The organism is Pseudoxanthomonas gei (assembly GCF_010119615.1).
Taxonomy (GTDB): domain Bacteria; phylum Pseudomonadota; class Gammaproteobacteria; order Xanthomonadales; family Xanthomonadaceae; genus Pseudoxanthomonas_A; species Pseudoxanthomonas_A gei.
Map to the genome: position 1 here is coordinate 1 of NZ_QOVG01000018.1, position 11552 is coordinate 11552.

At 66.1% G+C, this 11552-nt stretch carries 14 protein-coding genes; 9 read left to right on the forward strand and 5 right to left on the reverse strand.

The window, feature by feature from the left end; translation table 11 throughout:
* Window positions 1-88: 88 nt before the first annotated feature.
* From DT603_RS15700 to DT603_RS15715, 4 genes are all read left to right on the forward strand, one after another.
* Window positions 89-1012 (forward strand): M14 family metallopeptidase, encoded by a 924-nt coding sequence (locus DT603_RS15700; RefSeq protein WP_162350932.1) that lies wholly within the window; start codon window positions 89-91, stop codon window positions 1010-1012.
* 158 nt (window positions 1013-1170) lie between these two features.
* The gene (locus DT603_RS15705; RefSeq protein ID WP_162350933.1) at window positions 1171-2490 is read left to right on the forward strand and encodes an aminotransferase class V-fold PLP-dependent enzyme; all 1320 of its coding nucleotides are present in this window, start codon (window positions 1171-1173) and stop codon (window positions 2488-2490) included.
* Between the two features lie 128 nt (window positions 2491-2618).
* The gene (locus DT603_RS15710; protein ID WP_162350934.1) at window positions 2619-3155 is read left to right on the forward strand and encodes a type 1 glutamine amidotransferase domain-containing protein; all 537 of its coding nucleotides are present in this window, start codon (window positions 2619-2621) and stop codon (window positions 3153-3155) included.
* A complete protein-coding gene (locus DT603_RS15715; RefSeq protein ID WP_211368488.1) occupies window positions 3152-3538 on the forward strand; it encodes a GFA family protein in 387 nt (128 codons plus the stop codon). Before DT603_RS15710 ends, DT603_RS15715 begins: the two co-directional genes overlap by 4 nt.
* A 59-nt stretch (window positions 3539-3597) precedes the next feature.
* On the opposite strand, the gene DT603_RS15720 is transcribed toward DT603_RS15715, so the two are convergent.
* Together DT603_RS15720 and DT603_RS15725 are read right to left on the reverse strand one after the other, a co-directional pair.
* The gene (locus DT603_RS15720; protein ID WP_162350935.1) at window positions 3598-4422 is read right to left on the reverse strand and encodes an alpha/beta fold hydrolase; all 825 of its coding nucleotides are present in this window, start codon (window positions 4420-4422) and stop codon (window positions 3598-3600) included.
* Window positions 4423-4652: 230 nt separating this feature from the next.
* Window positions 4653-4898, reverse strand: coding sequence for a DUF2789 domain-containing protein (locus DT603_RS15725; protein ID WP_162350936.1), 246 nt, complete (start codon window positions 4896-4898; stop codon window positions 4653-4655).
* 174 nt (window positions 4899-5072) lie between these two features.
* Here DT603_RS15725 and DT603_RS15730 point away from each other — a divergent pair, with 174 nt between their 5' ends.
* The gene (locus DT603_RS15730) at window positions 5073-5699 is read left to right on the forward strand and encodes a 2'-5' RNA ligase family protein (protein ID WP_162350937.1); all 627 of its coding nucleotides are present in this window, start codon (window positions 5073-5075) and stop codon (window positions 5697-5699) included.
* Here DT603_RS15730 and DT603_RS15735 read toward each other — a convergent pair.
* Window positions 5689-6762, reverse strand: coding sequence for a tetratricopeptide repeat protein (locus DT603_RS15735; protein ID WP_162350938.1), 1074 nt, complete (start codon window positions 6760-6762; stop codon window positions 5689-5691). The two genes, DT603_RS15730 and DT603_RS15735, sit on opposite strands and share 11 nt — an antisense overlap.
* Window positions 6763-6960: 198 nt before the next feature.
* Here DT603_RS15735 and DT603_RS15740 point away from each other — a divergent pair, with 198 nt between their 5' ends.
* Window positions 6961-7227 carry a DksA/TraR family C4-type zinc finger protein gene (locus DT603_RS15740; protein WP_162350939.1) on the forward strand — a complete coding sequence of 89 codons (267 nt, stop codon included), beginning with the start codon at window positions 6961-6963 and terminating at the stop codon, window positions 7225-7227.
* A 60-nt stretch (window positions 7228-7287) separates the two neighbouring features.
* The gene (locus DT603_RS15745; RefSeq protein ID WP_162350940.1) at window positions 7288-7899 is read left to right on the forward strand and encodes a DUF6445 family protein; all 612 of its coding nucleotides are present in this window, start codon (window positions 7288-7290) and stop codon (window positions 7897-7899) included.
* A 93-nt stretch (window positions 7900-7992) separates the two neighbouring features.
* Here DT603_RS15745 and DT603_RS15750 read toward each other — a convergent pair whose 3' ends face one another.
* Both DT603_RS15750 and DT603_RS15755 read right to left on the reverse strand, forming a co-directional pair.
* Window positions 7993-9312: a hypothetical protein gene (locus DT603_RS15750; RefSeq protein ID WP_162350941.1), complete on the reverse strand. Its 1320-nt coding sequence runs from the start codon at window positions 9310-9312 to the stop codon at window positions 7993-7995.
* A 198-nt stretch (window positions 9313-9510) separates the two neighbouring features.
* Window positions 9511-10518 (reverse strand): cupin-like domain-containing protein, encoded by a 1008-nt coding sequence (locus DT603_RS15755; RefSeq protein WP_162350942.1) that lies wholly within the window; start codon window positions 10516-10518, stop codon window positions 9511-9513.
* 123 nt (window positions 10519-10641) lie between these two features.
* Here DT603_RS15755 and DT603_RS15760 point away from each other — a divergent pair, with 123 nt between their 5' ends.
* Together DT603_RS15760 and DT603_RS15765 are read left to right on the forward strand one after the other, a co-directional pair.
* Window positions 10642-10977, forward strand: a complete 336-nt coding sequence (locus DT603_RS15760; RefSeq protein ID WP_162350943.1) for a hypothetical protein — start codon at window positions 10642-10644, stop codon at window positions 10975-10977.
* 10 nt (window positions 10978-10987) lie between these two features.
* Window positions 10988-11347 (forward strand): tRNA-binding protein, encoded by a 360-nt coding sequence (locus DT603_RS15765; RefSeq protein ID WP_162350944.1) that lies wholly within the window; start codon window positions 10988-10990, stop codon window positions 11345-11347.
* The last annotated feature ends 205 nt before the right edge of the window (window positions 11348-11552 follow it).

The following is an 11552-nucleotide window of genomic DNA, read 5'->3' on the forward strand; positions in this document are numbered from 1 at the left end:
GGGGTGGGCGAGGCGGGCCGGGACGGGGCGAGTGAGGCCCGATGCTAAAATTCCCGCTTCTCCAGGACCACGCAGGGCGAGTGACGCGATGACCACCGAAGCCTTCTATCCCATTGGCACGCCCGGCATTGCGTGGGGCCCTGCGGAACTGGCGCAGTGGCGCGCGCTGCAGCTTCCGCAACGCAGTTACCTGTCCGACGTGGTGGCGTTGGTTGAACGCCTGCGCGAGCGCTTCGACGTGGCCGAATACGGGCGCCTGGACTACGGCGTCGACACTTACCCGCTGTTTGCCGTGCGCAGCCGCCAGTGGCGCGACGAACTGCCCTGCGTGCTGGTCACCGGCGGAGTGCACGGCTACGAAACCAGCGGGGTGATGGGCGCGCTGCAGTTCCTGGACCAGCATGCGGCGGACTACGCCGGTCGCGTCAACCTGGTGGTCGCGCCCTGCGTCAGTCCCTGGGCCTACGAGCGCGTGCAGCGCTGGAACGCCGAGGCCATCGATCCCAATCGCTCGTTCCGGCCGGATTCTCCGGCCCAGGAATCGGCGGCGCTGATGCGCCTGGTGGAGCCCTTCCGCGACCGCGTGCTGTTGCACGTGGACCTGCACGAGACCACCGACACCGACGAGTCCGAATTCCGCCCGGCGCTGGCCGCCCGCGACGGCATCGCCTATGAGCCGGACGCAATCCCCGACGGCTTTTACCTGGTGGATGACAGCGAAAACCCGCAGCCGGCGTTCCAGCAGGCGGTGATCGCCGCCGTGGCCAAGGTCACCCACATTGCCCCGGCCGATGCCCGCGGCGAAATCATCGGCTCGCCGGTGGTGGCCGAAGGCGTCATCCAGTACCCGCTCAAGCGCCTGGGCCTGTGTGCGCGCGTCACCGATGCGCGCTATACGACCACCACCGAGGTCTATCCGGACAGCCCGCGGGCAACGCCGGCGCAATGCAACGCGGCGCAGGTGGCGGCGGTGCGCGCGGCCATCGACTACGTGCTGGCACAGGCGGGCTGATCCGCACACTGCTTCCTGCGGACTGGCATTGGCATTCGATATAGCGATATAGCAAGCCGCACAGGCGCGACGCCTGCTCCACACCTGTCCGCTGCAACGGCGCCCTGCCGTTGTTTTCAGGATGGGCTGTCCCGGCCCGCACTGGAAGGTGGAATGCCATGCCCCTGAGTCGCCGTCGCTTCCTCGCCGCTCCGGCCGCCGCCCTGGCCGCCGGCGCCCTGGCTCCCTCCGCCTTGATGGCCGCGCTGGCCGAGCCGGCCGCGCCAGCCACCGATCTTTCCGACTGGGACAAGGTGCGCGCGCAGTTCAACCTGGATCCGGACTACCAGCACTTCGCCAGTTTCTTCATCGCCAGCCACCCGGCGCCGGTGCGCGAGGCCATCGAAACCTATCGCCGCGTGATCGATGCCAATCCCTTCCTGGTACTCGAACGCGGCCTGTTCGAGGATGAAGCCCACAACGTGCCGCTGCAGGTACAGACGGTGATCGCCGACTACCTGGGCGGACGCGCGCAGGACGTCTGCCTGACCCCCAACACCACCACCGGCCTGGCCCTGGTCTACCACGGGCTGCCGCTGCAAGCGGGCGATGAAGTGCTGTGCACCACGCACGACCACTACTCGCACCATGAATCCATTCGCCTGGCCACCGCACGCGCTGGCGCCAGCATGCGCATGATCCCCCTGTTCAAGGATGCGGCCGCGGCCAGCACCGATTCGCTGATCGCCGCGTTGCTGGCCGGCATTGGTCCGAAGACCCGGGTGGTGGGCCTGACCTGGGTGCATTCCAGCAGCGGCATCCGCCTGCCCATCCGCGAGATCTCGGCAGCGCTGCGCGCGCGCAAGGGTCCGCCGGTGCTGCTGGTGGTGGACGGCGTGCACGGGCTCGGCAGCACGGACGAGACCGTCGCCACCCTGGGCGCCGACTACTTCTGCGCGGGCACGCACAAATGGATGTTCGGCCCGCGCGGGACCGGACTGGTGTGGGCCAATGCCGACAACTGGGCGCGGTTGCGGCCAACCATTCCCAGCTTCAGCGACCTGGACCAGTACAAGGCATGGGAGCAGGGAACAGCACCGGCGTCGCCCAACAACGCCAACCGCATGACACCCGGTGGCTTTGTTGCCTATGACCACCAGTGGGCCACCGCCGCTGCGTTCCGCATGCACCAGCAGATGGGCAAGGCGCGCGTGGCGGCCCGCATCCGCAGCCTCAATGACCAGTGCAAGGCCGGGCTGGGCGAGAACCGCAAGGTCAGGATCCATACGCCCGTATCCGGCGATCTTTCCGCCGGGCTGGTCTGCTTCGAGGTGGAAGGAATAAAGCCCGCCGATGTGGTTAAACAACTGCTGGAGCGCAGGATCATTGCCAGCACCAGCCCGTATGCCATCACCTACGCGCGGCTGGCGCCCAGCCTGGTGAACACTCCGGAACAGGTGGATCGCGCGGTGCGCGCGGTGCGCGAGATCTCCGGCTGAGCAAGGTCGTGGCGTGCAGGCGGGCGGGGCGCATTCCCAACAATTGTTGGCGCCTGCTGCACGTAGCGTTCACCGCCTCCAAACCTGCCGTTGCCTAGCCTGCGGTCTCTTTTCCGCAGGAGATTCCCATGGCCGCTACAGGCAAACGCATCGCCATCCTTGCCACCGATGGCTTTGAACAGTCCGAACTGATGGACCCGCGCCAGCGCCTGAAGGATGCGGGCTTCCATGTCGATGTGGTGTCGCTGGAAAGCGGCAGCATCCGCGGCTGGAAGGGCAAGGACTGGGGCGAAAGCGTGGCGGTCGATGTGGAACTTGCACAGGCCTCCGCCGCAGACTACGACGCGCTGGTGCTGCCCGGCGGCGTCCTCAATCCCGACAAGCTGCGCATGCAGCCCGCGGCGGTGGACTTCGTGCGCGCCTTCGACCAGGCCGGCAAGCCGCTGGCGGCCATCTGCCACGGTCCGTGGCTGCTGGTGGAGTCGGGTGCGGTGAAGGGCAGGGAAGTGACCTCGTGGCCTTCCCTGCGCACCGACCTGGTCAATGCCGGTGGTCTCTGGAAGGATGCCGAAGTCGTGATCGACGGCCACCTCATCACCAGCCGCAAGCCTGCCGACATTCCCGCTTTCAGCCAGGCGGTCATCGACGCGCTCAAGGATTCATGACGGAGGAAGCCATGCCGATCACCGGAAGCTGCCACTGCGGCCATATCCGTTTCAGCATCGATGGCGAATTGCCGGCGCAACTGACGCGCTGCACCTGCTCGTTCTGCGCCAAGCGTGGCGCCTTGCTCGCCTATTACACGCCCGAGCAGTTGCATGTCGTCGTGCAGGGTGACGATGGCATCTATCGATGGCAGACCAGACTGGTGGACCACCACTTCTGCGGCCGATGCGGCTGCGCCACCTACAGCGACAGCCCCGACTTCAAGCCCGACGGCAGCTGGGACCAGGTCACCCGCAGGATCGGCGTCAACGCGCGCCTGTTCGATGACTATGACGCCGCGACGCAGAAGATCGTGGTGATCGACGGAAAGAGCCTCTGGTAGGGCGTCCGATCGACAGCGTCGCACACCGGGCTGGCGAGGCCAGCCCGGCTTGGAGGCCTTCAGGCCCTGATGAAGGCCAGCAGGTCCGGGTTGATGATCTCCGGATGGGTGGTGCACATTCCGTGGGGCAGGCCTGGATAGGTCTTCAGCGTGCCGTTCCTCAACAGTTTCACCGACAGTGGCGCTGAATCGGCATAGGGCACGATCTGGTCGTCGTCGCCGTGCATGACCAGGGTCGGCACCTCGATCTGCCTGAGGTCTTCGCTGAAGTCGGTTTCAGAGAACGCCTTGATGCAGTCGTAGTGGGCCTTGATCCCGCCCATCATGCCCTGGCGCCACCAGTTGGCGACCACGCCTTCGGAGACCTTGGCGCCGTCGCGGTTGAAACCGTAGAACGGCCCGCTGGGCACGTCGCGATAGAACTGCGCCCGGTTCGCGGCCAGGGCGGCGCGGAAGCCGTCGAAAACCTCCATCGGCAGCCCGCCCGGATTGGCATCGGTCTTCAGCATGATCGGTGGCACCGCGCCGATCAGCACCGCCTTGGCCACGCGGCCCTTGCCATGCCTGGCCACGTAGCGCGCCACTTCGCCGCCACCCGTGGAATGGCCGACGTGCACGGCGTCCTTCAAATCCAGGTGCGCGGCCAGCGCCGCCACGTCGGCGGCATAGGTATCCATCTCGTTGCCGCTGTCGGTCTGGCTGGAACGTCCATGGCCGCGGCGGTCGTGGGCGATGACGCGGAAGCCCTTGCCCAGGAGAAACTGCATCTGCGTATCCCAGTCGTCCGCGCTGAGCGGCCAGCCGTGGTGGAACACGATGGGTTGTCCATCGCCCCAGTCCTTGTAGAAGAGTTCGGTTCCGTCCTGTGTGGTGATCGTCGGCATGCGCATGTCCTCGGTGGGGAGCAGGGAGGTGTGTTGGCGGGCCTGTCGATTGCAGCGTCAGCGTCCCGGCCCCGCCGGACGCAACGCCTGGGCAGCCTGGCCAGCACCGGCGAATGGGCCGTTACCGCCTGCCAACACGGATAGTGGCATCACAATCGTGGCGCCGGTCGGTTTCCGGCAAGGTACTGCCCCTGCCAACCGGCGCGCGCCATCACGGGATGCGCCCCAGGCTATTGTTCCGGCATGGCATGCAGGGCCACGTTCAAGCGGTCCACGACCATCGCCCAGTCGGCATCGTCCAGTCGCTCCTCGCGCAACAGCTGGGCCTGCGCGGGTGACCAGAACGGGGCATCCTCCAGGCGCATGCCGTCGGGCAGCGGTGAATGCGTGGCGATGAAGCGCTGGATGCCGTCGTTGTCGTCCGCAAGGCCGAGCTGGGCGAAAAGTTCTGAAAAGGGATGCACGCTGGGTTCCATGTCGGGCTCCTGCAAGATGAGGAAGACAGGGTAGCCATCGCCAGGTTAAGCGCCTGCCACGGCAGCGGCGCGTGGCCGTGGCAGGAAGCCGCTTATTGCGGCACGCTGTCGCGAAGGTGGCGGTACCATGGGACGGCGCCATCCTGGCAAACCGGCTGATCGAGGGTACTGCAGATGGTTGTACGTCGTGGGTCACACCTGCCGCAGCAGGAATCGCTGTCCGGTTTCGAGCCCCGCTCGCAGACCGACCGGCTGTTCTTCTGCCTGTTCCCGCCAGCGGCCGTAGGCGAAGCCATCGCGGTGGAGTCCGATGGCCTGCGCGCGGAACATTCACTGACCGGGCGCTCCATTGAAACGGCCCGGCTGCACCTCACCCTGCATCACCTCGGCGATCACGTGGATGCGCGCGAGGACATCGTGCAGGCGGCATCCGGCGCGGCGTCGCGCATCGACCTTGCGCCATTCGAGATCATCCTGTCATCGGCCTCCAGCTTCGCCGGCCGCGAAGGCAACCATCCTTGCGTGCTGCAGGGAGGCGAAGCACGCCAGCCCGTGCATGCATTGTGGCGGGAACTCAGCAACCAGCTGATGGCCGCCGGGCTGGGGCGCTACCTGAAGCGCGAGTTCACCCCCCACGTCACCCTGCTGTACGACAAGCGCGTGCTGCCCGCGCAATCCATCGACCCGATCTCCTGGACGGTGCGTGACTTTTCGCTGGTACGCAGCCTGCTGGGCCAGAGCCGGCACCAGCTGCTGGGCACCTGGCCCTTGCGTGGCAAGGGCGTCGACGCTAGCGGCTGACTTGCCCGGAAAGCTCGGCCATTTTTTCCCGGTATAGGTTGCGGGTTGCGTCGTCATGCGACAGCTCCAGCGCGCGCTCCAGCGCGCGCGACGCGCGGCGCTGGTTTCCGCCCAGGATGAAAGCCCGCGCCAGCCCGTAATAGAAGCGATGTTCGTCGCCGTACAACCTGATGGCCCGCTGGTAGTGGCGGATGGCCAGCGTCGCATTGCCCTGGCGCTCGTACTCGGCCGCCATCAGGAACTGGTGGAACGGATCAGCCTGCTGCACCTTGTCCAGCCGGCGCCGGTACGACTGCTCGAGTTCGCGGTTGCCGCTGCGCTGGTACAGGCCCACCAGGTTGAACAGTGCGGCGGCATTGTCCGGATCCAGGCGCAACGCCGTCTCGTAGTCCCGGCGCGCGCCTTCGGGGTCGCCATCGTGCAGGCGGATTACGCCGGTGTTGCTCCAGGTGATGGGATAGGCAGGGTCGAGTTCCAGCGCTACCTGCGCATGCGCGAGCGCCGGTGCCATCTGCCGCTCGCTCATCAGCATGGCGGCGTGGTTGTTGTAGTACTGCGCCAGCAGCCGCCGCATGGAAATGCGATGTGCCGGGTGGCGGGCGATCACGAATCCGATCCCCACGTCCACCGTGTAGCGGTGCGTGCCGATACGTACGCCGGCGTTGACGTGGTTGGTGCGGTAGACGATGCCGTCGCGCTGCTGCCACGCCAGCGTTTCCTCGATCTCCTGCGGATAGGCGTCCAGTCCGGCCTGTTGCGCCAGCGCGAGGAACAGCATCGTGTAGGTGACGCAGTTGGCCTGGCGGTTGAGGTAGGCCTCGGCGACGCTCTGGGTCGCTTCGTCGTTGTACAGCATGGCCAGGCCGGGCTCGTCGTCGGACAGGAAGCGCAGCAGGCGTTGGAGGCGCTGGTGCTCGCCGCGAGCGGGCTCGATGACCTGCGCCTGCATCCGCGCGCGGAGTTCCGCCGGCACCACCATCAGCGTTACAGGGTCAGGCGGCGGTGCGACCTCGGCCCCGGCACCCGGGAGCGCCAGTGCGGCTGCCAGCACCCAGCTGATCATCGGTAAGTCCTCCGCAGCGACCCGACATGCCGTTGCCGGGAAGTTTATGCCTCCACCCGCGGCTGCGTGCGTGTCCGGGCTTTAAAGCCGCAGCTGCCCCGTTTTGTGCGCCCGCCCATGCAGCGCGCACGCCCCATTTCGTTCATGGGTCCGGGTTTATCCTCCGGCACCACAGGATCCAGTTCTCAGGAGGCAGTCATGGCAACCGGATGGGCAGGCGACGGGGCGGTGCAGGACCAGATCGACGCCACCGTGAACGATGGCATCAAGCGAGCGCGCAGCCAGCTGCCGCAAGGCCCCAGCCTGGAGCGTTGCGAGGAATGCGACAGCCCCATTCCCGAGGCCAGGCGCAAGGCCATACCGGGCGTGCACCTTTGCGTGCCATGCCAGGAGGCCCACGATGCGGACGACGGCGGGCACAGCGGCTACAACCGCCGGGGCAGCAAGGACAGCCAGTTGCGTTGACCTGCCGGCTGCTGCGTTGCGCGCTTGTCGGCGGGCGAGGGCTGCCGGTACGCTGGCCGCATGCCTACTTCGCTGATCATCGTCGACGACTTCCTGGACAACGCCCAGGCCCTGCGCCAGGCCGCGCTGCGGCTGACCTACCCGCCACAGGAAGGGATGTTCCCCGGGCGTAATTCGCTCGAGCGTATCAACATCGATGGGCTGGACCAGCAGGTGTCGCGGCTGGTGGGAGAAAGCGTGAGGGCGATGCCCCCGCCGCAGGCGCATTCCAAGAGCCGCATCACCCTGGCCGCCGACAAGGGCAAGGCAAAAGTGCATGTCGATGGCGCGCACTGGTCGGGAATCCTGTTCCTGAGCCGCCCCGAAGACTGTCGTGGGGGCACTGAATTTTTCACCCACAAGGCCACTGGTACCGACCGGGCGCCGTACACCGACGCGGAGGCCGCCAAATTCGGCTATTCATCGGCCAAGGGCATGGTCGACCAGATCCTCGGCCAGGACAGCACGGATGACACCCGCTGGGACATGAGCATGCGCGTGCCAATGCGCTTCAACCGGCTGTTGTTGCTGCGCCCCTGGTTGTGGCACACGGCAGGCCAGAACTTTGGCGACTCGATGGAAAATGGGCGCCTGGTGTACCTGATGTTCTTCGAGTCTGCCGAGCAGGCCTGAGCCGCAACCTGGCATCCAACAGAAAACGCCCGGCATGGCCGGGCGTTCCTGGGGCTGCGGGCTGTGTGCCCGCCGTCAGTGGATCACCTGCCGTCAGTGGATGACCTGCAGGGCCACGATCGCGGCCAGCACACCGGCGAGGATGGCGTAATTGCCATCATTGCCGCGTCGGCCGTAACGGTAGTCGTTGCGGTAGGAGTCTTCGTAGCCGCGCTGGAAGCCCTGGCGGAAGTAATAGTTGTACTGGTCCTGGTCAAGGTAGTAGCCGTTGTACCCGTAGCTGGCATCTTCATAGGCGTAGCTGTTGCGGTAATCACTGCGCCAGCCGTCATCACGGTCGGCACGCCCGGCGCGCAGGCCTTCCTGGTAACCGTAGTTGACCGCCTGGTTCATCAGGTCGCGGCCGTAGCGGTTGGTCTGGTAGGAACGGCCGCCGTACGAATAGCGATAGCTGGCGGGGGTGTAGTAGTAAGGGTCGTTGTAATAGTTGTAGTTGCTGGAGACGAAGCGCAACTGCTGCTGGCGCAGGCGGTCGTAGTACTGCTGCTGGTAGCGGTACTGCGAATTGCGGCGCTGCTCGCGCAACTGGCGCGCGTAACGATCTTCCCACTGGTTGCGGCTGTCGCGCTGGTGCTGCTGGCGGAAACGGTCGGCACGCTCGCGTTCCTCGCGGATACGACGTTCCTGCGCGTCGCGTCCCAGCCTGCCCTGGTCGTTGCGACGATCGTCCCTGCGATTGTCGCCAAAGTCCCCGGTCCCCTGGCCAGAGGCCTGGCGCTGTTGCAGCTGGCGCGCTGCCGCCTCACGGTCGGCGCGGTTGCGTGGGTCGGTCGCCGAGCGCACACGGTAGGGTTCGTTGCCGCGGTTGCCCAGGCGCTCGACGCGGTCACGCTCGGCCTGCTGGCGCTGGACCGGCAATTGGCGAGGATCGCTGGCGCGCTGGATCTGCTCGTTGCGCTGACGAGCAGCCTGGGCGCGCTCTGCAATCCCGCGCTGCTGGGCGGCGCGGTCGAGTTGCACGCGTTGGGCCTGCTCGCGAGCCTGGTTGTTACGTTCCAGTTGCTGGCGCTCACCCTGACGGGCAGCCTGTTGCCGTGCCGCTTGTTCGCGCTGCTGGTCGCCGCGCTCTGCCTGCTGGCGCTGGACCTGCTCGCGGACCTGCTGGTTGCGCTCCTGCTGCTGACGCTCGCCCTCGCGCTGGACCTGTTGCGCGCGCTGCTGCTGACGTGCCGCCTGCTCACCCGCAGCCTGCTCTCGCCGCTGCTTGACCTTGTTGTTGTCGCTGTCTTCCTGTTCGGTGTTGGCGCGGGGACCACCACGGTCCTGGGCGCTGGCAGCGGTGCCCATGCCGAGGGCCAGGGCCGTACCCAGCGCGACCGACCACAGGGACTGTTGGCGGGAGGAGAGTTTCATGTTGGTTCCTTGCTCGGGTTGCCAACGGTGTAGTTGGCCTGCGCGTAGTTCACCGCTTGACCAATGAATGGCCTATGAGGCGCACCTGGGTCATTTAGCTGGCGGAAGGCGTAATCGGTTCCATGCGAGGTCTGCTTCAAGAACTGCGAGGTGTGCCTAAGAACTTCACCCGGACTGCGCACAGTGCTTTCGTCGCCATCACAGGGAATGGCGGATTTTGAGCCTTGCCTGTTCCACCAGCTCGGGAGTCAGATTGCCCAGCACGCCGCGACGATCGGCCGGGATGTGCGCGGCCGGGTCCTCCTGGTTGAAGACGTAGTGGTCCAGCAAGGTCTTCCAGGCTGCACGTTCTGCGGGTGCAAGCGACTTGAAGGCGAGGAGGGCGTGTGTCAGTGCACCCATTCCCGACTCGGCAATGCAGCCATCGGTGGTCGGTCCCTTCCACCAGTAATTGACCAGTGCATTGAGCGGCTGCATCGATGCCACGTGATGCCACCACAGCGGCGGGATGTAGAGCGCATCGCCAGGCACCAGTTCGGCCGTCAGCGAATGCTCCAGGGCCACGCGCAGGCGCGGGAAACGTGGGTCGTCCGCCTGGTCCAGGCGCGCCATGCTGATGGCCGCGCCGGTGGGCGCGAAATCCAGAGGTCCGATATAGAGATTTCCCACCTGCTCGGGCGCGAACAGGGTGAAGCGTCGCCGCCCGCACACCACTACCGCCAGGTTGTGGGAAGCGTCGAAGTGCGTGGGCGTAGTGACCTGGTTGCCGATCCAAAGGCGCGGAAGGATACCCGGCGCGAGCAAGGGCATGGGATGCGCTTGCTGGAATGCAGGCAGACAGTCCGGGATCAGCGCGCTTTGCAGGGCCACACCCGGCGTGACTCCCGGGTGCCGGCTGTAGGCGGCCAGGCGCTGCAGGACCTCGGTGACCGAAACGCGGAAGTGCCGGTAGTTGAAGCCATTCAGGTGCGCGTTGTAGCCAATCACGCCCGCTTCCTGGGGCGCCATCAGCAGGGTGTCGACGGCGCTGCCATTGTCCAGAGAGGACAGCTGATGGGCGAAGGCGCTGTCGGATTCGCGCCCCGCACGGACCAGCGGCCAGTCATTGCAGGCACCACGGATCACCAGCGGGCGGGCGAGGCCGGCAAGGTCGTCGGGACTTAAGTCCCCAACTTGCGAGGACAATTCATCGATGGGTGCGGGCATGCGGGATCCGGCTGGCGACAGCGTTCGCAAATCCTAACGCACGGGGGCGACATCACCGCGCGGAACAGAGAGAATTGCCGGGCCCCCTGCCTAGACAACCGTACTCAACGCCCAGGAGCCTGCATGCACGTCCGAATCTTCCTGCGATGCCTGCTTGTAATGATGCTGGTGCAGCCGCTGCTGTTGCTGGCCCAGGCAGCCACCATGGGCGCCGCCGTCACTTATGCCGGTGGCGACGGCACCACCCTGCGCAAGTCCGTCGTCATCGTTGGTGCACATACCGCAGCCGAAGGGGTGGCAGCCGAGTTGCACTGGATAAGCGAACATCTGCCCGGCGCCACGGTCGAGTCGAGGGGGCAGATCACCGGCCCTCCCCATTACGACGTACTTACCGTGAAGCTTGCCGATGGGAAGCGGGTAGACCTGCACTTCGATATCACAGCGTTCCACGGCAAGTAGGGCCGGCTGCATGTCCTCCAGCGTGGGCGGTACCGGGCTGATCGCCTGGAGCGATTTCGAGAAAGTGGAGTTCCGCGTCGGCCGCATCATCGCCGCGTCCGAATTCCCCGAAGCCCGCAAACCGGCTTACCTCCTGCAGGTGGATTTCGGCCCGGCCATCGGCGTGCGCAAATCCAGCGCGCAGGTCACGGCCCTGTACCGGCCCGAGCAACTCGTCGGCCGGCTGGTCGTGGCGGTATTGAACTTCCCGCCGAAGCAGATCGGGCCGGTGATGTCCGAATGTCTGGTAACCGGATTCCATGATGCCGAAGGCCGCGTCGCGCTGTGCGTACCGGATGGCGAGGTGCCACTGGGAACCCGCTTGCTTTGAGGCGAAGGGATGCCTGCTTTGGCAAGGTTGCATTGCCGTAGCTTCCGCATTTGGGGCAAGCTTGCCGGTAACCGGGGGGAAACCATGATCAGACTTCTACTGCTGGCAGTGCTGCTTTGTGCTGCCTGCTCGCATGCGCCGCCATCCATGGTGCCGGCTACGGCAGGCAGCACAAAGCAGCACTGCCAGCAGTAGAAGTCTGATC